The sequence below is a fragment of the Actinocorallia herbida genome (genome assembly GCF_003751225.1).
In the GTDB taxonomy this organism is placed as follows: Bacteria; Actinomycetota; Actinomycetes; order Streptosporangiales; family Streptosporangiaceae; genus Actinocorallia; species Actinocorallia herbida.
This window is the reverse complement of sequence record NZ_RJKE01000001.1, coordinates 230,449-251,608: the sequence shown is the minus strand read 5'-3', so window position 1 is coordinate 251,608 and position 21,160 is coordinate 230,449. Positions and strand designations below refer to the sequence as shown.

Annotated in this window: 21 protein-coding genes; 10 read left to right on the top strand and 11 right to left on the bottom strand. The window is 70.6% G+C overall.

The genetic code is table 11. The features are described from left to right. Nucleotides 1-180: 180 nt before the first annotated feature. From phoH2 to EDD29_RS01415, 3 genes are all read right to left on the bottom strand, one after another. Complete coding sequence (gene phoH2, locus EDD29_RS01425) at nt 181-1,500, bottom strand: RNA 5'-3' helicase PhoH2 (RefSeq protein ID WP_246052450.1); 1,320 nt, start codon at nt 1,498-1,500, stop codon at nt 181-183. Between the two features lie 150 nt (nt 1,501-1,650). Then, nucleotides 1,651-2,463: an isoprenyl transferase gene (locus EDD29_RS01420; RefSeq protein WP_211359519.1), complete on the bottom strand. Its 813-nt coding sequence runs from the start codon at nt 2,461-2,463 to the stop codon at nt 1,651-1,653. A 55-nt stretch (nt 2,464-2,518) separates the two neighbouring features. Further along, entirely contained in the window at nt 2,519-3,001 is a 483-nt protein-coding gene (locus tag EDD29_RS01415; RefSeq protein WP_211359518.1) for a hypothetical protein, read from the bottom strand. 188 nt (nt 3,002-3,189) lie between these two features. Here EDD29_RS01415 and EDD29_RS01410 point away from each other — a divergent pair, with 188 nt between their 5' ends. Further along, nucleotides 3,190-4,614: an MFS transporter gene (locus EDD29_RS01410; RefSeq protein ID WP_123661779.1), complete on the top strand. Its 1,425-nt coding sequence runs from the start codon at nt 3,190-3,192 to the stop codon at nt 4,612-4,614. Further along, nucleotides 4,592-5,212 carry an acyl-CoA-like ligand-binding transcription factor gene (locus EDD29_RS01405; RefSeq protein ID WP_123661778.1) on the top strand — a complete coding sequence of 207 codons (621 nt, stop codon included), beginning with the start codon at nt 4,592-4,594 and terminating at the stop codon, nt 5,210-5,212. The genes EDD29_RS01410 and EDD29_RS01405 overlap by 23 nt, the downstream gene beginning before the upstream one ends. On the opposite strand, the gene EDD29_RS01400 is transcribed toward EDD29_RS01405, so the two are convergent. From EDD29_RS01400 to mca, 5 genes are all read right to left on the bottom strand, one after another. Then, complete coding sequence (locus EDD29_RS01400) at nt 5,196-6,365, bottom strand: C40 family peptidase (protein ID WP_123661777.1); 1,170 nt, start codon at nt 6,363-6,365, stop codon at nt 5,196-5,198. The genes EDD29_RS01405 and EDD29_RS01400 overlap by 17 nt on opposite strands. Before the next feature lie 269 nt (nt 6,366-6,634). Further along, nucleotides 6,635-8,596, bottom strand: coding sequence for a thioredoxin domain-containing protein (locus tag EDD29_RS01395; RefSeq protein ID WP_123661776.1), 1,962 nt, complete (start codon nt 8,594-8,596; stop codon nt 6,635-6,637). Between the two features lie 134 nt (nt 8,597-8,730). After that, the gene (locus tag EDD29_RS01390; RefSeq protein WP_123661775.1) at nt 8,731-9,561 is read right to left on the bottom strand and encodes a glycoside hydrolase family 16 protein; all 831 of its coding nucleotides are present in this window, start codon (nt 9,559-9,561) and stop codon (nt 8,731-8,733) included. Nucleotides 9,562-9,625: 64 nt separating this feature from the next. Beyond that, nucleotides 9,626-9,841, bottom strand: a complete 216-nt coding sequence (locus EDD29_RS01385) for a hypothetical protein (protein WP_123661774.1) — start codon at nt 9,839-9,841, stop codon at nt 9,626-9,628. Beyond that, nucleotides 9,841-10,722, bottom strand: a complete 882-nt coding sequence (gene mca, locus EDD29_RS01380) for a mycothiol conjugate amidase Mca (RefSeq protein ID WP_123661773.1) — start codon at nt 10,720-10,722, stop codon at nt 9,841-9,843. The genes EDD29_RS01385 and mca overlap by 1 nt, the downstream gene beginning before the upstream one ends. A gap of 131 nt (nt 10,723-10,853) precedes the next feature. Between mca and EDD29_RS01375 the strand changes: the two genes are divergently transcribed. The 7 genes from EDD29_RS01375 (at nt 10,854) to EDD29_RS01345 (ending at nt 17,925) form a co-directional block, all read left to right on the top strand. After that, nucleotides 10,854-11,225: a DUF4307 domain-containing protein gene (locus tag EDD29_RS01375; RefSeq protein ID WP_170201247.1), complete on the top strand. Its 372-nt coding sequence runs from the start codon at nt 10,854-10,856 to the stop codon at nt 11,223-11,225. Nucleotides 11,226-11,362: 137 nt separating this feature from the next. Then, nucleotides 11,363-11,866, top strand: coding sequence for a transcription elongation factor GreA (greA, locus tag EDD29_RS01370; protein WP_123661771.1), 504 nt, complete (start codon nt 11,363-11,365; stop codon nt 11,864-11,866). A gap of 123 nt (nt 11,867-11,989) precedes the next feature. Further along, nucleotides 11,990-12,313: a DUF4190 domain-containing protein gene (locus tag EDD29_RS01365; protein ID WP_170201246.1), complete on the top strand. Its 324-nt coding sequence runs from the start codon at nt 11,990-11,992 to the stop codon at nt 12,311-12,313. A gap of 90 nt (nt 12,314-12,403) precedes the next feature. Further along, nucleotides 12,404-13,444 (top strand): RDD family protein, encoded by a 1,041-nt coding sequence (locus tag EDD29_RS01360; RefSeq protein WP_123661769.1) that lies wholly within the window; start codon nt 12,404-12,406, stop codon nt 13,442-13,444. 60 nt (nt 13,445-13,504) lie between these two features. Further along, nucleotides 13,505-14,992: a M1 family metallopeptidase gene (locus tag EDD29_RS01355; protein ID WP_246052449.1), complete on the top strand. Its 1,488-nt coding sequence runs from the start codon at nt 13,505-13,507 to the stop codon at nt 14,990-14,992. Nucleotides 14,993-15,080: 88 nt separating this feature from the next. Further along, nucleotides 15,081-16,460 carry a M1 family metallopeptidase gene (locus EDD29_RS01350; protein WP_246052448.1) on the top strand — a complete coding sequence of 460 codons (1,380 nt, stop codon included), beginning with the start codon at nt 15,081-15,083 and terminating at the stop codon, nt 16,458-16,460. A gap of 67 nt (nt 16,461-16,527) precedes the next feature. Then, nucleotides 16,528-17,925, top strand: coding sequence for a M1 family metallopeptidase (locus tag EDD29_RS01345; protein ID WP_123661768.1), 1,398 nt, complete (start codon nt 16,528-16,530; stop codon nt 17,923-17,925). A gap of 4 nt (nt 17,926-17,929) precedes the next feature. On the opposite strand, the gene ilvA is transcribed toward EDD29_RS01345, so the two are convergent. The 3 genes from ilvA to EDD29_RS01330 all read right to left on the bottom strand — a co-directional run bounded on the left by ilvA (nt 17,930) and on the right by EDD29_RS01330 (nt 20,304). Further along, nucleotides 17,930-19,141 carry a threonine ammonia-lyase gene (gene ilvA / locus EDD29_RS01340; protein ID WP_123661767.1) on the bottom strand — a complete coding sequence of 404 codons (1,212 nt, stop codon included), beginning with the start codon at nt 19,139-19,141 and terminating at the stop codon, nt 17,930-17,932. A gap of 24 nt (nt 19,142-19,165) precedes the next feature. Then, the gene (locus EDD29_RS01335; protein ID WP_123661766.1) at nt 19,166-19,648 is read right to left on the bottom strand and encodes a hypothetical protein; all 483 of its coding nucleotides are present in this window, start codon (nt 19,646-19,648) and stop codon (nt 19,166-19,168) included. A gap of 119 nt (nt 19,649-19,767) precedes the next feature. After that, nucleotides 19,768-20,304, bottom strand: coding sequence for a Dps family protein (locus EDD29_RS01330; RefSeq protein WP_246053349.1), 537 nt, complete (start codon nt 20,302-20,304; stop codon nt 19,768-19,770). A 334-nt stretch (nt 20,305-20,638) separates the two neighbouring features. Here EDD29_RS01330 and EDD29_RS01325 point away from each other — a divergent pair, with 334 nt between their 5' ends. Continuing rightward, a complete protein-coding gene (locus EDD29_RS01325) occupies nt 20,639-21,136 on the top strand; it encodes a hypothetical protein (protein WP_123661765.1) in 498 nt (165 codons plus the stop codon). Nucleotides 21,137-21,160: the final 24 nt, after the last annotated feature.

The window sequence follows — 21,160 nt, the reverse complement described above, 5'->3', positions numbered from 1 at the left end:
GCTGTCAGCATGCCGGAAAAACCCCGCAAACACCGGTGGAGCTGGGATTCCGGGTTTCGGGCGGAAGTTGTGTGATTGTCGTCACATAACACAGGACAGAGAGGTCGATGTGACCCTGAGCACCCAAAAATGTGACCGCCCGTGCCATGGCACGGGCGGTCGGTGATCGGGAAACTTGCGTTACGCCCCCATGTCGTTGAGCAGATCGGTCACCAGCGCCGCGATCGGCGACCGCTCGGACCTGCTCAGCGTGACGTGCGCGAACAGCGGGTGGCCCTTCAACCGTTCCACCACCGCCGCGACGCCGTCGTGCCGGCCGACCCGCAGGTTGTCGCGCTGCGCAACGTCGTGGGTGAGCACGACCCGCGAGTTCTGCCCGATCCGGGACAGCACCGTGAGCAGGACGCCCCGCTCCAGCGACTGCGCCTCGTCGACGATCACGAACGAGTCGTGCAGCGACCGGCCCCGGATGTGGGTGAGGGGCAGGACCTCGAGCATGCCCCGGTCCTGGACCTCCTCGATCACCTCGGGGGTCGTCACGGCCGACAGCGTGTCGTAGACGGCCTGCGCCCACGGCGACATCTTGTCGTTCTCCGAGCCGGGCAGGTAGCCGAGTTCCTGTCCGCCGACCGCGTACAGCGGACGGAAGACCACCACCTTGCGGTGCTGGCGGCGCTCCAGGACGGCCTCCAGGCCCGCGCAGAGGGCGAGCGCGGACTTGCCGGTGCCCGCCCTGCCGCCGAGCGAGACGATGCCGACCTCGTCGTCCAGCAGGAGGTCGAGCGCGACCCGCTGCTCGGCCGAGCGGCCGCGCAGGCCGAACGCCTCGCGCTCGCCGCGCACCAGCCTGACGGACTTGTCGGGCAGCACCCGGCCGAGCGCCGAGCCGCGCGCCGACAGCAGCCGCAGACCGGTGTGGACGGGCAGTTCCCGGGCCGCCTCGAGCTCGAGGCGCTGGGTGTCGAAGAGCTCGTCGACCTGCTCCGCGGCCACCTCGAGCTCGCGCATCCCGGTCCAGCCGGTCTCCACGACCATCTCGGCCCGGTACTCCTCGGCCGTGAGGCCGACGGCCGACGCCTTGACGCGCAGCGGCAGGTCCTTGGAGACCAGGACGACGTTCTTGCCCTCCTTGGACAGCCAGCGGGCCACCGAGAGGATGCGCGTGTCGTTGTCGCCCAGGCGGAACCCGTCCGGAAGGACGCTGGGATCGGAGTGGTTGAGCTCCACGCGCAGTGTGCCGCCGAAGTCGCCCAGCGGCAGCTCGTCATCCAGCCGGCCGTGTTCGACCCGGAGATCGTCCAGCGAACGGAGTGCCTGACGGGCGAAGTACCCCAGTTCCGGGTGGTCCCGCTTGGCCTCCAGCTCGGTGATCACGACGATCGGGATGACGACCTCATGCTCGGCGAACCGCGTTATCGCGGCCGGGTCGGAGATGAGGACGCTCGTGTCGAGGACGTAGGTGCGCCGCACGGATGCGGAACGCGTGGAGGGTGTGCCCACTCGCTCTCCTTCGGACGCTGGGGAAGCGCCCTTACCTGGGGGTTTGCTACCTCGGCTCCTGAAAGCGAACATCCCCGCCATGACAGGAGCATGACGGGGATGTGAACACGCAGTTCGAACCTGTTCGGCCCGACCCTGCGCGCGAAGCTGTCAGGCGCCGAAGCGACGGTGCCGCGCGGCGTAGGAACGCAGCGCCCGGAGGAAGTCGACCTTGCGGAAGTCCGGCCAGTGGACCTCGCAGAAGTGGAACTCCGAATGGGCGCTCTGCCAGAGCATGAAGCCGGAAAGCCGCTGCTCCCCCGAGGTCCTGATGACGAGATCGGGATCGGGCTGGCCGCGCGTGTAGAGATGCTCGGCGATGTGCTCAACATCGAGGCGCTCCGCCAGCTCCTCGATGCTGGTGCCTTGAGCCGCCCCCTCCAGAAGCAGGGAGCGGACCGCATCAGCGATCTCACGTCTACCTCCATACCCAACGGCGACGTTCACAATCAGTCCGTCCCTGTTGGATGTGGATTCCCCTGCATTTTTAAGGACACGAGCGGTGTTATCGGGCAGCAGGTCGAGGGCGCCGACGGCCTGGACGTGCCATCCGGCCGCCACGAGCCCCTCGACGGTCTCCTCGATGATCCGCAGCAGCGGGTCGAGTTCCCGGGCGGGCCGCGACAGGTTGTCGGTGGACAGCAGCCAGAGAGTGACGACCTCCACACCCGCCTCGGTGGACCACCGCAGCAGCTCGGAGATCTTGTCGGCACCGACCCGGTGCCCGGAGTTCACGTCCGCGAGGCCCATCTCGCGCGCCCACCGCCGGTTTCCGTCGAGGATCACCCCGATGTGCCGGGGCACCTCGTCGCGGGGCAGGTGCTTCTCCACGCGCCCCTCGTACATCCGGTAGGCGAGGTCGCGGACGGCCCAGTAGAAGCGGCTGCTCTTGATCCGCGCCTTCATGTTCCGTCGGACTGCCATCGCGCGGACTTCCCCCTCACTCGACCCGTCACGGGCCGATAACTCATTATCGCCGTTAATTACGGGATGTCTCCAAGTTCCTACGATCCACCCGGGATGTCATTGGTTCGAGCCCGGTGCGTCCGGCCTCGGCGAGGACCGTCCGCACGAAGTCGGTGATCTCCGCGGAGGTCAGCACCGCTCTGACCCCGCGACCTCCCCCGTCCCACGCCTCCACGACGGCCCGGCGGACCACGCGCCAGTCTCCCCTGCCGGAGGGGTCGCCTTCCGGCACCCATTCGGGCGCGTCGCGGACCACGCACAGGAATTCGCCCGCGCCGCGGCTCCGCTGGTCCCGGCGGAACGCGAACAGCTCTCCTGCGGGCAGCAGACCCTCCGGATCGGGTCCGTCGCCCTCGGCCCTGGCCCTGGCGAGCCGTTCCGCGGCCCGGTCGAGGAAGTAGGCGCAGCCGGGCCCGACGGCCGCGAAGGGGCTGCCGTCCCTGTGCAGTTCGAGGCGGATCTCGAACGGGTGCCCGCGTCTGTCGCACGCCGCCACCGGGCGGACTGTGAGCGACGTTCCATCCACGCAGCGCAATGATCCCATGACGTTCGGTTACCCACGACTGTGGGCGAACCCACACCCACCGGCCGACTCTCCGGGGTTGCCACCGGCAAAATTTGAGAGCTACTGTCAAAATCAATCGACTGTCAAATAGTAGCTACTTCCTGATTGGAGAGACTTCCATGAACCTCCTCGGTGAACGGCGCAGGTGGTGGGTGCTCGGCGCCCTCGTCCTCGCCCAGATCGTCGTCGCCCTCGACCTCACCGCCCTGAACATCGCCCTGCCCGTCCTCGCCCGCGACCTCGGCGCGGGCACCGGGGGCCTGCAATGGATCATCGACTCCTACACGCTGGTCTCGGCGACCCTCCTCATCCCGGCGGGGCTCGCCAGCGACCGCTACGGCCGCAAGAAGATGCTGGCCGCCGGGCTCGCCGTGTTCCTCGGCGGCTCGCTGATGGCGGCGCTCTCCTCGGCCACCGGCACGCTCATCGCCGCGCGGACGCTCATGGGCGTCGGCTCCGCGGTGATCATCCCGATGTCGCTGACCGTCCTGCTCGTGGTGTTCCCCGCCGCTGAACGGGCCAAGGCGCAGGCCGCCTACGCCGCCGCGTCCTTCCTCGGCCTCCCCCTGGGCCCCCTCGTCGGCGGCTGGCTGCTCGACCGGTTCTGGTGGGGGTCGGTCTTCGTGATCAACATCCCGATCGCGCTGCTCGCCCTCGTCGCCGTCCTCGCCCTCGTCCCCGAGTCCCGCTCGACCGACGCGCCCCGGCTCGACGCGGCGGGCGTCCTGCTGTCCACCGGTGGCCTCGCCGCGCTCATCTACGGGTTCATCGAGCAGCCCGTCCACGGCTGGGCGGCACCGCAGTTCTGGGGCCCCGTCCTGGCAGGGGCCGCCGCGCTCGCGCTGTTCTGGACCCGCACCCGCCGGTCGGCCGACCCCCTGGTGGACCTGACGCTGTTCCGCGACCGGGCCTTCGCCGCCGGGACGATCGCCGCGACCGCGCTCACCTTCGTCCTGTTCGGCGTGCTCTTCGTCGTCCCGCAGTACTTCCAGGGCGTCCTCGGCGCAGGCACCCTCGGCAGCGGGCTGCGGCTGCTCCCGATGATCGGCGGGCTCGTCGTGGCGGCGCGGCTGGGCACCAAGGTCGCAGAGAAGGCCGGAGAGCGCGCCGCGCTGACCTCCGGGCTCGCGATCATCGCCCTCGCCATGGCCGCGGGCACGCTCTCGGACTCGGGCTACGGCCTCACCGCCGCCTGGCTCACCCTCTTCGGCCTCGGCAGCGGGCTCGTCCTGCCCACCGCGATGAGCCTCGCGCTGTCCGCGCTCGACGTCGACCGGGCGGGTGCGGGCTCCGGGCTGCTGATGACCGTCCGGATGGTCGGCGGGGCGTTCGGCGCGGCGATCCTCGGCAGCGTCCTGGCCGCCGCGTCCGGCGGCGTCGACCCCTCGGCCGTCGCCGCGGATCCCGCGGGCTTCCTGGACGGCATGGACGCCGTCCTGTGGACGTGCTGCGCGGTCGCCGTCTCCGCGCTCGCCGCGACCGCCGCCGTCGCCCGCGGCACTTCTGCGGGAGAATCGGACCATGGAACAGTCCTTCTCGCTTGACCGGCTGCCGCTGCGCGAACGCAAGAAGCTCAAGACCCGGATCGCGATCCAGGAGCACGCGCTGCGGCTGTTCACCGAGCAGGGCTACGACGCGACGACGGTGGAGCAGATCGCGGAGGCGGCGGAGGTCTCCCCCAGCACCTTCTTCCGCTACTTCCCCACCAAAGAGGACGCGGTTCTCTCCGACGAGTACGACCCCCTGATCGCCGACGCGTTCCGCGCCCTGCCCACGGACACCGACCCCGTGGCGGGGCTGCGGACCGTCTTCGACGACTTCCTGAGCGGGATGGACGAGAACGACAAGGAGCGGATGCTGGCCAGGCTCAAGCTCACCCACTCCGTCCCGGCGCTGCGGGCGAGGTCATGGGACGCCGGCCCGGCCGGCACCGCCGGGATCATCCGCGAGGTGCTCGCCGAACGGCTCGGGCGCGACACCGACGACTTCGAGATCGAGGTGTTCACCGGCGCCCTCCTGGGCGCCGTGCAGGGCGTCCTCGCCGAATGGCTGCGCGACGGCGGGACCCGGGACATCGCGGCGCAGGTCCGCCGGATGTTCGACTTCCTCCAGGCCGGGATGCCGCTCAGCCCGCGGCCTTAGCCGCCGCCTGGCGGTTGATCCGGACGGCGCCGCGGAACCCGTTGAAGTAGACGGTCTGGATCTTGATGACGTCGCCGGTGCGCGGGGCGACGAGCATCTTGTCGCCGCCGAGGTAGAGGGCGATGTGCGAGATGCGGCCCGGCGCGGTCGGATCGTTGGCCCAGATGAGCAGGTCGCCGACGCGGGCCTGGTCGAACGGCACGACGGGGCCGGTGCGCGCCTGGTCGGCGGCCACCCGCGGCAACCGGATGCCCGCCTGCGCGAACGCCCACTGGAGGAGGCCCGAGCAGTCGTAGCCGCCCTCCGCGTCGGACTCCCCGCCCCACACGTACGGCACGCCGAGCTTGGTCATCCCGGCGTCGATCGCGGTCTTGATCTCCCTGGCCGAGAGGTAGCCGCCGCCGGACGCCTCGCCCTTGAAGTCGAAGGACGGGTTGATCGTCCGGACCGTCCCGGTCTTGGCGCCGACGAGGCGGCGGACCGCCTTGGCGAGCTTCTCCCGGTCCTTGTCGGCCCCGGCGACGATGAGAACGTTGTCCTCGACCATGCCGAGCCGCTTCGCCGTCGTCTTGGACACGACGGCGTCGATGTCGCCGATGCCCATGGTGGCGACCGCGCCGACCCTGACCTTGTCGATCTCGGCGGCCCCGGCGACCGGGACGCGGCTGTCGAGCTCGACGCCGCCGTCGCTACCCAGGACGAACGACACCGCGACGTCCCCGGCCGCGATGTTCCGCCACAGGCCGTCGTGCTCGGCCGTCGGGGCGGGGGTGAAGTTGCGGAAGCCGGACGGGTCGACGCCGAAGATGCCGACCTCCTTGCCGGCGAGCTTCGCGCGGGCCCCGTCGGCCGCCGCGACGCCGGTGACGCCCTTGAGCTTCGCCACCTTGGCGGCGAGATCGCCGGGCAGCGCGGCGCGGCCCTTGGCGATCACCATGATCTGCGGCTCGACCCGCTTGGCGAGCGGCGCGACGGAGTCGGTCCCGGTCCCGTCGGCCGCCGCGACGAGCTGGCCGGGCGCCGCCGTGGTGACGGACGGCGTCTCTGCGGGCCGCAGCGAGCGCTCGACGAGCATCGCGGTGTTCGCGGCGAGGGTGGTCGCGATGGCCACGCCGATGGCCATCGGCACCGCCCGGGGGCCAGGCTTGCGCACGCTGTTTCCTCACGGGGCTCGGGGGCTTGGGGCTTGGAGCCGGATCTCTGACGGGATGGAAACACCGTATCGATAGGGGAAACCCTCTAACAATACGGCGCAACCGACACTAAACGAGCAAGGCCGAAGTGCCAACGGCCCGGTGACGGGTTCCCCGGCGAAGCCGGGTTCTCCAAGAGCCCGTCACCGGGCCCGCGGGTACGGCCTGTTCCCGAATCTCAGGCGGCGTTCGGCTCGGACGGCCGGAACGCCGGGGAGGTTAGGGACGTTCAGGAGGCCGCGATCTGCCGGGACAGCTCGCCCGCGGTCCCGACCGGCATCCGGCAGGCGAAGTCCCGGCACACGTAGGCCGCCGGCGCCCCGTCGAGCAGATCCCGGCCGCCCAGCAGCGGGACCGGCCCGTCCAGCGGGGCTCCCGGCGCGCCCACCGTGACGACCGCGCCCGGCGACGTGCTCATCAGCGCGGTCCGGTGCAGCTCGCGAGTCCGCTTGTCCGCCGGATCACCGACGACCGCGACCTCCACCGGGCCGCGCGCCGCCGCCGCGGCGACCGCCAGGCCCCAGCCCGCGAACCGCGCGTGCCGGTCGGCCAGCGCGGCGGCCGGGCCGAGCGCGGCGAGGGCCGCGTCCCGGTGCCGGACCGACCCGGTGAGCGCCGCGTACGTCAGCAGCGCGCCCGCGGCGGCCGACTGACCGGACGGGACCGCGTTGTCCGTCGGGTCCTTCGGCCGGCGGAACAGGGCTTCGGCGTCGTCGGCGGTGTCGTAGAAGCCGCCCTCACCGTCGCCGAACCTGTCGAGCACGGCGTCGAGGAGGACGCCCGCGCGGGTCACGTACTCCGGGTCGCCCGTCACCGAATGCAGCGCGAGCAGGCCCTCGGCCACATCGGCGTAGTCCTCGAGGACGCCCGCGTTCGTGCCCGCGACGCCGTCGCGCGAGGTGCGCAGCAGCCTGCCGTCGCGCAGGTGCAGGCGGTCGAGCAGGTCGGCGATCCCGCGCGCGGCCTCGATCAGGTCGGGCCGGTCGAACAGCGCCCCGCACTCGGCGAGCGCCGCGACGGCCAGCCCGTTCCAGGCCGCCACCACCTTGTCGTCACGCGCCGGGCGGACCCGTGCGGCCCGCGCCTCGAGCAGCCGCGCCCGCAGGTCCTCGGGCAGGTCGCCCTCCAGCTGGAGGGTGGACGAGCCGTGCTCGAACGTGCCCTGTTCGGTCACCCTGAAGGCGTGGGCCGCCTTCGCGCCGTCCTCTTCCCCGAGCACCTCGATGAGCTGGGCGGGCGTCCACGCGTAGAACTTGCCTTCGACGCCCTCGCTGTCGGCGTCCAGGGCGGAGGCGAGGCCGCCCTCCGCCGTGCCGAGCTCGCGCAGCATCCAGTCGCACGTCTCCAGCGCGACGCGGCGGGCCAGCGGCGCGCCGTCCTTGCGCCACCAGTGGGCGTAGACGCGGGCGAGCAGCGCGTTGTCGTAAAGCATCTTCTCGAAGTGCGGCACGACCCACGCCGCGTCGACGCTGTAGCGCGCGAAGCCGCCGCCGAGCTGGTCGTAGATCCCGCCGCGGGCCATCGCCTCGAGCGTCCGCGCGGCCATCTTTCCGGTGTCGCCGCGCCGCAGCAGGAACTCCAGCACCATCGACGGCGGGAACTTCGGCGCCCCGCCGAACCCCGCGTACTTGTCGTCGAACCCGCGCGCGAGCACCTGCACGGCCCTCTCCAGCGCCGCGTCGTCCGGCGCGCCCGTGCCCGAGGGCCCGTTCTCCTGCCCGCCCAGCGCGTCGACGATCTGCCGCCCCTGGGCGACGAGATCGGTCCGCTGCTCCCGCCACGCCGCCGACACGGCCCGCAGCAGCCCCTGGAACCGCTCCCGCGGAAAGTACGTCCCGCAGTAGAACGGGTGCCCGTCCGGCGTCATGAACACCGTCATGGGCCAGCCGCCCTGCCCCGTCAGCGCCTGCACCGCCTCCATGTAGACGGCGTCCACGTCCGGCCGCTCTTCACGGTCCACCTTCACGCTCACGAACCCCTCGTTCATGAGCCCCGCCGTGGCCGCGTCCTCGAAACTCTCGTGCGCCATCACATGACACCAGTGACACGCCGCGTAACCGACGCTCAACAGCACGGGCACGTCCCGCCGCCTGGCCTCGGCGAACGCCTCCTCCCCCCACGGAAACCACGCCACAGGGTTATCGGCATGCTGCAACAAATAAGGACTAGTCGCATCCCCAAGCCGGTTCATCCCCCCACCCTAATCCGCCACCCCCTGACCCGTCAGAGTGCCGTCCCGCCGGGGGACGGCGATCAGGCCGGTCACGCGGCCGCCGGGGGCGCCACCGACGATCACGGGGCCGAGGCCGGGTGAACGGGCCCCGGTCAGGTGGGGACCTGCCAGGCTCGGGCCCAGTCGATGTGCATGGTGACTCGGGAGGGGGTGGTGCGGGAGCGGCACTGGACTTTGGAGTAACAGACGACATCGTTCTGGAGGGCCAGGTGCATGTCGGATTTCTGGGGGATGAGGGGGCCGGTGTAGTTCCAGACCCGGCGGCCGTCGATGGCGTAGGTGAGGCGGTTGGGGAGCCATTCGAGGGTGAAGACGTGCCATTCGGTGAAGTCGCGGTAGAGCATGCGGCCGGCGACCTTTTCCGGCTTGCCCTTGTGGACGAAGAGGCCGGTGGAAAGGCGGGTGGGGTCGGGCAGTTCGGCGAAGTTGAGCTCGGCCCATTCGGGGTCGCCCTGGGTCGTCGGCCACAGGAGCAGGACCGGGGCGAAGCCCGCGCCGCGCTCGGCGCGCATGCGGACCTCGAAGCGGCCGTAGGTGAAGGCGGCCTTGGAGGCGATGCCTCCGGACAGGATCTTGCCGTCGTACTCGGCGCCGGTCAGGCGGAGCTCACCGCCTGAGACGCGGGTGGCCTCGCGGGTCCGCGGGTTCTCGCCCTTCCGGTCGTCGTAGACGATCCATCGGGCGGGGTCGACGCGGCTGCCGGAGAAGGTCTCGGTGAAGGTCGGCCGGCCCCAGGCGCGCGGGACGGGGTAGGACTGGGCGAGCGGGGGCTGCCTGCGCTGCTGGGCCGCGGCGCCGACGCCCGGGCGACCTGCGGCCTGCCCGGGCTTGGTCTCGACGTTCGCCGCGTTCTCCATCACGGGCTTGCACCCGAAGGCGGCGAGCAGCAGCGCGGTCCCGGCGATCGTTGCGAGCGGCTTCATGACATGCCATGCAACCGACTCACCGCCGAGGCGCCAGGCGACCGCCCGGGAGAAGCCCGATCCTTTACCCCTCGTGGGCCGCCTTTTCAGCCTCGGCGGCCTCCCACTCCGCCTGCGCGAGGTCCTCTTCGCGCGGCAGGTGGTCGATGTTGCGCATCCGCCGGTTCATCGAGCGGATGAGCAGCACGGTCGCGACGATCAGCGCCGCGAACATGAGGGTGCCGACCAGACCCGGCGAGACCGTGTCGTTGTTCAACTCGAACGCCTCGGCCAAGATCATCACGTGCCCACTTTCTCCCGGATTCCGGCGAACAGGTCGTCCTCCGGCAGCTCCGTGTCCACCAAGGACCTGGCCAGATGGTAATCCTCGGTCGGCCATGCCTCGCGCTGGAGGTCGGGCGGGCACGCGAACCAGAAGCCGTTGGGGTCGATCTGGGTGGCGTGGGCGATCAGCGCGGCGTCGCGGACCTCGAAGAAGTCGCCGCACGGGACCCGGGTCGTCACAGGCCAGCGGGGGCCTTCCCCCCGCGGGGAGCGCTCGGCCAGCCAGTCCAGATACGGGGACTCCTTGCCGTGCGCGAGCAGGATGTCGTGCATCGCCTCGAAGCGCTCACGGTGGAAGGTGACGAAGTAATACATCTTCAGCGGCTGCCAGGGCTCGCCCGCTTCGGGGTATCTGTCTGGGTCACCCGCCGCGTCGAACGCCGCGGCGGAGATCTCGTAGGTCTTGATGTGGTCGGGGTGCGGGTAGCCGCCGTTCTCGTCGTAAGTGAGGATCACGTGCGGCCGGAACTTGCGGATCTGCTCCACCAGCGGGCCCGTCGCCTCCTCCAGGGGCACGAGGGCGAAGCAGCCCTCGGGCAGCGGAGGCAGCGGGTCGCCTTCCGGCAGCCCGGAGTCGACGAACCCCAGCCATTCCTGGCGGACGCCCAGGATCTCGCGGGCGGCCTCCATCTCGGCCTGCCGGACCGCTGGGAGGTTCGCCAGGACCTCGGGGCGGTCCATCGCGGGGTTGAGGATGTCGCCGCGCTCGCCCCCGGTACAGGTGACCACCAGCACCTCCACGCCGTCGGCCACGTACCTGGCCATCGTCGCGGCGCCCTTGCTCGACTCGTCGTCGGGGTGGGCGTGGACGGCCATGAGCCGCAAGGTCTCGGCCACTGAGGGCTCTCCCTATCCTTAGTGAGATGGTGGTGCGGCCCGGGTCCGAGCCGGAGGCTCGAACGGGACCCGGTGCGTGCGCGCTATTAAAGATTGTTGCAAACAACGCCGACAGAACCGCGAGGATTCCCATGGCCGAACGCTCCGCCCGCACCATCCTCGGCTATGGCGTGATCGGTCTGGTCTGCGCGGCGTGCGCCGGCGGCTTCGGTGTGATCATGCTGAACGCGGGAGACGGCGCCGACGGTCTACGCGGCATCGACCCCAAGGTCATCTCCTACAAGGTCGAGGACGCCGGGTCCACGAGGCTGACCGTGCAGATCCTCAAGCCGGCCGACGCCACGGTGACGTGCACCGCGCAGGCGCAGCGCAAGGACGGCCTCGTCGTCGGCTCGGAGCAGATCACCGCGGCCAAGGGCAAAACGTCCTCGACGCAGCTCATCGTGCTCAAGACCTCGGACCTCGCCCACACCGCCGATGTCCTGGACTGCAACGCCTCCTGACCGTCGATTGGCAGGTTGCAGATCGCAACCGGTGGGAACCTTTACTCTCATCGACCGGATAGGCTTGAGGTTTCCGTTCGGTCCCGACAAAGGGTTCCGAGACACCCCGGCCACATCGCGTGCAAATAGGAGTACCCGTGACCGAGACCCGTTCAGACAACGTCACCTGGCTCACCCAGGAGGCGTACGACCGCCTCAAGGGCGAGTTCGACTACCTCTCGGGTCCTGGCCGTAAAGAGATCGCCGCGAAGATCGAGGCAGCCCGCGAGGAGGGCGACCTCAAGGAGAACGGCGGGTATCACGCGGCCAAGGAGGAGCAGGGCAAGATGGAGGGCCGTATCCTCCAGCTCCGCGCCATCATCGACAACGCCCGAGTCGGCGAGGCTCCGGTGAGCGCCGACGGCGAGGTCTCCCCGGGGATGACCGTGACGGTCTCCTTCGAGGGCGACGACGAGGAGGTCACCTTCCTTCTCGCCTCCCGTGAGGAGCAGGGCTCCCCGATCGACGTCTACTCCCCCAAGTCGCCGCTCGGCGCCGCGATCAACGGCAAGAAGATCGGCCAGAAGGCGTCGTACACGCTGCCCAACGGCCGGGCGATGACCGTCGAGATCATCGACGCGGTGCCCTACGCCGGAGCCTGATCCGGGAACGTGCCCATGGGCCCGGTGAGCGCCGCCTCCGGGCGGCGCCCCAGACCCTCCCTTGGCGGGTCCTGCGGCTTCCGTTGAGATTGGTCCGCCCTCCTGGCGGCCATGATCGCTGACATGGGACCGCCAGCATCGCCGCGCGGGCCGGGCCGTCCACCCGGTCCGCGGTCCGCGCCCGGTGTGCCCGCTCCGGGCGCCGAGACCGTCCCTCTCGCGGTGATCGCGCTGCTCAGCGCGCTGCTGTGCTGGCCGGTCGGCAGTCTCGCGGGGGTGCTGCTGGGCCATCTGGCGCTGCACCGCATCAGGCGGACGGGCGAGCCCGGCCGCCGTTTCGCCGTCTCCGGGCTCGTTCTCGGCTACGTGGGGCTGCTGTGCGCGCTGGCCGCCGTGCTGCTCCTCGTCCTCGCGACGGGCGCGCCGCGCGCCGGGACGGCCGGGTGAGGGCGTCCCACGGACCAAGCGACGGCCAAATGACGGCCAATCCCGGACGTCCCGCGATTCACCCGCCCCCGGTCAGGCGATCTTGCGGTTATGACGCAACCGCCAGAGGAACCGCGAGAGGGCGCATCGGAGGGCCAGAGCGGCCCCGAGGGCGGCCCGTCGTTCGCCAAGGAGCAACCCGGCCAGTACCAGGGCGGCGGCCCTTACGGGGCCTCGTCCGAGGGTTCGGCGGGGGCTCCGGCTGACCAGCCGTTCGGCCAGGGTCCGGGCAACCAGTACGGCGCCTACGGCCAACCGGGGCAACCGGGACAGTACGGCCAGCCGGGACAGTACGGCCAACCGGGACAGCCAGAGCAGTACGGCGGGGACCGCGGCCAGTACGGGCAGTACAGCCAGCCCGGACAATACGGTCGGCAGCCGGGCGCCTATGGCCAGACCCCGTACGGGCAGGCCGCGCAGGACCCCGGGCAGTACGGCGGCTACGGCCAGCCGGGGCAACCCGGCCAACCCGGGCAGCCGGGCCAGCCGGGCCAGTACGGGCAGGGCGGCTACGGCCAGGACCCGGGCCAGTACGGCGGGTACGGCGCCCCGCCGCCCGGTTACGGGGCGGGCGGCCCGTACGGCGCGGCGCCGATGATCGCGGGCAGGCTCAAGCGCTTCCTCGGCATCCTCATCGACTACATCATCTTCACGGTCATCGCGTGCTGCCTCACCCTGCCGTTCGGCCGGGGGAACAGGGACATGACGAACCCGGACGGCAGCGTCGACTGGGACGACGTCTACTCTCCGGGCCAGTTCATCGCCAGCCTGGTCGTCGCGGTGCTGGCGTTCCTGTACTTCTGGCTGCTCACCACCAAGTGGCACGGCCAGACCCTCGGCAAGAAGGCCGTCGGGACGCGGGTCGTGCGGGAGGACACCGGCGGCGCGATCGACTCGGGGCAGGGCGCGATCCGGGCGCTGGTGTTCGTGCTCCTCGCCTACATCTGCGGCATCGGCGTGCTGATCGACGCGATCTGGATCTTTACCAATCCGAAGAACCAGACACTGCACGACAAGGCGGCCAAGACCGTCGTGGTCGACGCGACAGGGCCTGATCCGTACCAGCCGGGCGCCGCCCCGCAGCCTTACTGATCCTTGTCCGGTGCCTCCACCGGTTGCCCAGCCCGCCCTTTACCGGGCAGGCTGGGCACCGTGCCCTTCCCTCGCGCCTCTCGGCGTGCCGCAGCCGTCGTCACGCTGACCGCCCTCACCGCGGCGTCGGCCTGCCAGTTGCCGGGCGGCGACCCCCCGCCCCCCGCGCCCCCGACCGGCGCGTCGACCGCGCCGGCGGCCGGGCCCATCGCGGGCAACGGCCCGAACCAGGAGCCGCTCCAGGCGACGCGGGACGGCGCGGGCGACCCCTACGTCCCCACCGACGGCAACGGCGGCTACGACGTCCAGAACTACGCCCTCGACCTCACCGTCGATCCGGGCAAGCCCGCCAAGACCCTCGACGCGGTCGCGACGATCCGGGCCCGCGCGACCCAGGACATGGTCGAGTTCAATCTCGATCTGACGGGCCTCGACGTGTCCTCGGTGAAGGTGGACGGCAAGGACTCGAAGTTCGTCCGGGCCGGTAGCGAACTCACCGTGAGCCCGGCCGCGACGATCGCGGGAGGACGCGACTTCACCGTCCGGGTCGCCTATTCGGGCACCCCGCAGGCCGTGAACGACCCGATCCTCGGCCAGTACGGCTGGATCAAGACCCCGGACGGCGTGTCCGCGGCGTGCCAGCCGAGCGGGGCGCACACCTGGTTCCCCGGCAACGACCACCCGGGCGACAAGGCGACGTTCGCGATCACGTTGACGGTGCCGAAGGGGCTGACCGCGATCTCCAACGGGGAGCGCGGCAAGGTCACCGACAAGGGCGGGTTCTCCACGGTGACGTGGAAGGCGGACCAGCCGATGGCCACCTACCTGGCGATGATCTCGGTCGGGAAGTTCAAGGTGAAGGAGGGTCTCACCAAGGGCGGCATCCCGATCCTCGTCGCGGTGGACGACACGGTGCGCTCGCCGTCGGTCGACGAGTTCTACCGGATGAAGGCCGACATCACGGACGCCTGGGCGAAGATCTTCGGCCCCTACCCGTTCGGCTCGACGGGCGGCGTCATCGACAACGCGGCGGTCGGGTTCGCGCTGGAGAGCCAGACCCGGTCGATCTACGGCGACTTCGCGCCCGGTGAGTCGATCATCGCGCACGAGCTCGCGCACCAGTGGTTCGGCGACAGCGTGGGCGTCACCCGGTGGCAGGACATCTGGCTGAACGAGGGCTTCGCCAGCTACGCGGAGTGGATCTGGAGCGAGCAGCAGGGCGGGATGACCGCCGAGGAGTTCTTCACCACGCGCTACAACGAGCCGGAGAACAGCCAGTCGTGGCTGGTCCCGACGGGCGACCCCGGCCGGGAGCGGATGTTCGACGGGTTCGGCGTCTACGAGCGCGGCGCGATGACGCTGCACGCGCTGCGCAAGCGGATCGGCGACGACAGGTTCTTCACCCTGCTGCGCACCTGGGCGGCCGACCACCAGTACGGCAACGCGACGACCGAGGAGTTCGTCGAGCTGGCCGAGCGGATCTCGCAGACCGAGCTGACCGAATTCTTCAACGCCTGGCTGTACGGCACGGTTCGTCCCGCCCTCTAGCCGAAGATGTCGGCCAACGCTCGGCAAAGAACGGGGCGGAACCGACCGGACGCGCTCTTGATCGCGCAGTGTGGTCCTCGTGCACGGCATGCGGACAGCCGGGATGGCTGCGGCGGCGTTGGCCGCGACGGTGACGGTCGGGGCGGTGTCGGCCGCCGCCGACGTCGCGGGTTCGTCCGGTGTGGGCGACTCCTACTTTCCCGAGAGCGGCAACGGCGGTTACAACGCCACCCACTACGACGTGGTCCTGAGGTTCACGCCGAAGGGCCACCAGGTCACCGCGACCGTCACGATGACGGCGAAGGCGACCGAGGCACTGCGCTCGTTCAACCTCGACTTCCGCGGCCCGCAGATCACCTCGGTCACGGTCGACGGCAAGCGGGCGGGGCACACCCGGGACGGCGACGAGCTCATCGTCACCCCGGCGGCCCCGCTCGCCGAAGGCGCCGAGTTCAAGGCGGCGGTGTCGTACGCGGGCACGCCGGGCGCCCAGCAGAACGGCACGCTGGGCACGTACGGCTGGGTGAAGACCCGCGACGGCGCGGTCGTCCTGGCCGAGCCGGACGGGGCGGCGAACTGGCTGCCGGTCAACGACCACCCGGTCGACAAGGCCGCCTACGACTTCACCATCACCGTCCCGAAGCGGCTGAAGGCCCTCGCGAACGGCGAGCCCCTGGCCCCGGTGACGCGCGGGAACCAGACGACGTACCGGTGGCACCAGTCCGAGCCGATGGCGTCGTATCTGGCGTCGGTGGCCATCGGGAGGTTCGAGATGACCTACGGCAAGGTCGGCGGCATCACCGTCATCACCGCGGTGGACCCGAAGTTCAAGAAGGACCTGACCAAGGTGCACCGCAGGACGGTCCGGGCGCTGCGCTGGGGCCGCAGGACCTTCGGCCCGTACCCGTTCAAGACGTCCGGCGGCATCGTGGACGACCCGCGCCTGGACTACGCGCTGGAGACGCAGGACCGCCCGGTGTACGGCGGTTTCGTGCCGAGCGAGGACTTCATCGTGCACGAGCTGGCGCACCAGTGGTTCGGCAACAGCGTCACCGTCCGGCGGTGGAAGGACATCTGGCTGAACGAGGGCTTCGCGACCTACGCCGAGTGGATGTGGCGCGAGCACAGATCCAAGCGCGACGGCACCGCCAAGACGTTCAAGAGCTACTACCGGCAGCCCCCGGGCTCGCCGATCTTCGCCTCGCCGCCGGGCGCGCCCGGTCGGGAGCAGATGTTCGGGTTCCCGGTCTACGTGCGCGGCGCGATGACCCTGCACGTGCTGCGCAAGCGCGTCGGCGAGGAGAAGTTCTCGCGCATCCTGAAGACGTGGACGGCCGAGCAGGGCGGCGGGCACGGGACGACCGAGCAGTTCATCGCGCTGTCCGAGCGGATCTCGGGCAAGGAACTGGACAGGCTGTTCGACGTCTGGCTGTATCGCAAGGGCAAGCCCAAGCGTGGTTCCTGGTGAGCCCCGGACGGTACGGTGTGATCTGATCGAGTCCCGCGTGAGGGACTCCGGTGACAGGAGATGCCGGATGGCCGCCCCCCGCCTCTTCGCAGCCGCGGCCGTCAGCGCCGCGCTCGTCCTGGTTCCCGTGTCCGCCGGAGCCGCCCCCTTCGGGCCGGGCGCCGCGGGCTCTGGCGAGAAGTACTTCCCCGGCATGGGCAACGGCGGCTACGACGTCGCGCACTACGGGATCAAGCTGGACTACGACCCGGTGTCCCTGGCCCTCACCGGCCGGGTGAAGATCACCGCGACGGCCAAGCAGGGTCTGTCCCGGTTCAACCTCGACCTGCGCGGCCTCCTGGTCCGGTCGGTGGCCGTCGACGGCAAGGCCGCGAAGTGGAAGCGGACCGGCGCCCAGGAGCTCGTCATCACCCCGGCCAAGGGCATCCCGGACGGGCGGCGGTTCACCGTCGTCGTCGCCTACGACGGCAAGCCCGCGCAGATCAACGACGACCCGCTGGGCTCGTCCGGCTGGATCGCCACGAGCGACGGGGCGGTCGCGCTGAACCAGCCGTTCGGCGCGGCGACGTGGTTCCCGGTGAACGACACGCCGAAGGACAAGGCGTCCTACGACTTCGCCATCACCGTCCCGCAGGGGCTCACCGCGATCGCCAACGGCGACTTCCTGGGCCGCAAGACGGCCAAGGGCAAGTCCGTCTACCGGTGGCGGATGAAGCAGCCGATGTCGAGCGAGCTGTCGATGGTCGCGATCGGCAAGTACAAGGTGCTGCGCACGAACACCGGCGGCCTGGAGAGCTACACCGCGATCGACTCGGCGCTCGCGGAGTCCGGGCAGCTCAAGAAGTACGACAAGAAGACCAGGTCGGTGCTGCGCTGGCTGTCGGGCAGGTTCGGGGCCTACCCGTTCACCTCGACGGGCGGGATCCTCGACGAGGTGAACGTCGGCTACTCGCTGGAGACCCAGGGCCGTCCGGTGCACGACTGGAACATGAAGGGCAAGAACCCGCCCGACGACCTCATCGTGCACGAACTCGCCCACCAGTGGTTCGGCGACAGCGTCACCCCGGCGAAGTGGAAGGACATCTGGCTCAACGAGGGCTTCGCGACCTACGCCGAGTGGATGTGGACCGAGAAGAACGGCGGGGCGACCGCGGCCCAGCAGTTCAAGCAGGCCTACTCGGCGGGCCCGAACGCCGATGTGTGGAAGGGCGTGCTGGCCGAGCCGGGCCGCGACCACATCTTCGACAACTTCGTCTACCAGCGCGGCGCGATGACCGCGCACCGGCTGCGCGTCGCGCTGGGCGACAAGGTGTTCTTCGGCCTGCTGAAGTCCTGGCTGGCGACCGGCAAGGGCGGGACGGTCAGCACCAAGGAGTTCCAGGCGTTCGCCGAGCGGTACTCGGGCAAGCAGCTCGACGCCCTGTTCGCCAAGTGGGTCTACAAGGCCGGCAAGCCGAAGCTCTGAGGGCTCAGCTGAACTTCACCGTGTAGGCCTGGCGGCGCAGCCGGGACAGCACCTCCTGGGTGTGCTCAGGCCCGCGCGTCTCCAGGTGCAGCACCACCTCGGCGTCCTCCAGGTGCAGCCGGGCCGCGACGCGCTCGTGGGTGACGTCGAGGACGTTCACGCCGACCTCGGCGAGTTCCGACAGCAGCCTGACGAGCGCGCCGGGCCGGTCGGTGAGCCGGACCCGGACGACGAGGTAGCGCCCTGCCGTCACCAGCCCGTGCCGGACGACCTTGGCCAGCAGCACCGGGTCGATGTTGCCGCCGGACAGTACCGCGACGATGGGCGGGCGCATCGCGTAGGTGTGCTCGAGGATCGCGGCGATGGACGCGGCCCCGGCGGGCTCCACGACCTGCTTCGCGCGCTCCAGGCTGAGCAGCATCGCCCGGGACAGGGACTCCTCGGAGACGGTGACGACGGAGTCCACGAAGTGGGAGACCAGCTCGTAGGTGAGATCCCCGGGGCGTCCGACGGCGATGCCGTCCGCCATGGTCGGGCTGATCGCGACGCTGACGGGCCGGCCCGCGGCCAGGGAGGCGGGGAAGGCCGCCGCGCGCTTGGCCTGGACGCCCAGGAGGGTCCCATCCCAGCCGGAGCCCTTGAGGGCGACGCCGAGCCCGGAGGCGAGCCCGCCCCCGCCGACCGCCGCGACGACGGTCTTGGCGTCCGGGCACTCCTCCAGCAGCTCCAGGCCGAGGGTGCCCTGGCCCGCGACGATGTCGGGGTGGTCGAACGGGTGGATGAAGACCGCGCCGCGCTCGTCGGCGTGGGCGCGGGCGGAGGAGAGGCAGGCGTCGACGGTCTCGCCGCCGAAGACGATGTCGGCCCCGTAGGCCCGGGTCGCCTCGACCTTGGGCAGGGGGGCGCCCTGCGGCATGAAGATGGTGGCCTTGCAGCCGAGCAGGGACGCCGCGAGCGCGACCCCCTGCGCGTGGTTGCCCGCGCTGGCCGCGACGACGCCCCGGGCCCGCTCCTCCTCGGTGAGCCGGGAGATCCGGGTGAACGCGCCGCGGATCTTGTAGGAGCCGGTGCGCTGGACGTTCTCGCACTTGAGGTACACCGGCCCGCCGACCAGTTCGGACAGGTGGCGCGAGTGCAGCAGGGGGGTGCGGACGAGGACGGGGCGGAGGGCCTCGGCGGCCGCGCGGACATCGTCGACGGAGACGGACTGGGTCATCCCCCCATCCTCCCTCTCAGGGGGTCACTGCCAGACCATGAGCACCAGGATGACGATCCAGATCAGCGCGATGATCCCCGACAGCGCGGCGATGCGGCCCTGCTCGGCCTTGGTGTCGACGATCCGGCCCGCGGAGCGCTCGGCGGCCGCGGCCTTCTCCGCGCCGGGCGCGGTGACCCCCGCGCCCGCCCCCGTCAGCACCGACAGGGACTTGCGCTGGTCCCGCTCGACGACGAGGAGCAGCAGCCATCCGACGATGAAGAGGGTCATCGAGACCGAGATCCACATCTCGGCGAACCTGCCCCGGGCGAGGATCATGCCGATCACGAAGATGCCGAGCGCGCCGATCCCGTAGAGGCGCGTGGTCCGATTCAGAAACCGCACGACCGTGGTGTTGCCCGCGCGGATGAACCGCGGGGTCGACATGATCGCCGCGGTCAGCGGACCCAGGGTGAAGATCGCGAACCCGATGTGCAGGATCAGCAGCAGCCGGTCACCAGTGGACATGATCCGACGATAACGCCTGGTCAGGCGGCTGCGGGTGATGAACGCCCCCGGAACACGCCAAGCGCCCGCGTCCCGTGCGGGACGCGGACGTCGGGGCGGCGCGGGCGGCGCGCGCCCGCTCAGTGGGTGCGGAAGTGCTCGGGCGACTCGATGAGCGGCGTGTCGACCAGGTGCTCGATGAGGAACCAGGTCTGGAGCTCGCCGGTGCGGATGACGTCGGAGACCAGGATGTCGTTGGTCCCGTCATCGCCCATCTCCTGGCACCGGTCGGCGGCGTCGTGCGCGGCGACCAGGATGGTCTCGTGCGCCTCGATGAGGCGGGTGAGCATGGCCGGCACCTCTTCGGCGCCGTCCGGGGGCCGCGGGATGACGGTGATCTCCGCGACGTGCCTGGGGTCGCCGACGGCCACGCCGCCGAGGGTCTGGACGCGTTCCGCGATGGTGTCGACGAGCTTGATCTGCTCTTCGGCGTGCTTGTCCAGCAGCAGGTGCAGCTGGTAGAACGTCGGGCCGCGCATGAGCCAGTGGTGCTTCTTGTAGAGGCCGTAGAGGATCTGGGTGTCGGCGAGGATCTGGTTGAGCCGCTGGCAGGAGTACATCCGGGCGTCGGCCGAGAGGCCGAGCGGGAACATCCGGATCGTGCCGAACTCCTGGATCTCCTGGCCGTGGAAGTCCGGGAAGGGCTGGCTCTCGCCCTTGCCCTTGCGGCTTGTCGCGGCGCTGCTGCTGGTTCGCTTGGTGGCCAAGGTGTCCGCTCCTGATCGTCAGGGGTCGTCGAGGGGTCACGGGCTGGACCCGTTAATGCGGTACCCGGACGAACTCCACCAAGCCTCCCCGGTCCCCCAACTCCATCCCCCAAACGCTTTACCTTTGACCCCGTTTATGGCTTTTGAAGGTTATGACGGGATGAGCCGGGCAACGGTAGCCGTTGGGGACTCGTCCGCGATACCGGCGAGGCGCCCCGTGTCCGAGCGAGGGGGGAGACACAAGATGACGACGGGCGGCCCACCCGACCCCGACGACGCCGACTTCGCCGACGGGTCCGAGGACCGGGACTTCGACGAGCCCGTGCCGGACAAGTCCGAGCAGCTCGACGTCGAGGACCCGGCGTACTCCCTCATGGACGACGACCTCTCCGCCGACCCGCTCGACCAGGGCATCGACGCCCCCGACGGGTGGTCGGCGGCCGAGAACTACGGCACCACCGACGAGGAGGAGCGGGAGGGCGAGTCGCTCGACCAGCAACTCTCGGCCGAGGTGCCCGACCCCGTCCTGGAGGAGATCAACGGCGACGCGCCCCGGCGGCGGCGCAGCCGGGAAGGCGACCAGCCCGCCGAGCGGGCCGCGGTCACCGTGGTCGACGAGGACACCGACCGCGCCGCGGTCATGCACGACGGCACCCCGGAGGAGACCCTCCAGGAGGCCGAGCAGGCGGTCGAGGAGGACATGGCGGCGGAAGCCGGGGAGACCCGGGCCGACGAGCGGTAGACGAGCGGTAAACGATCACATCGG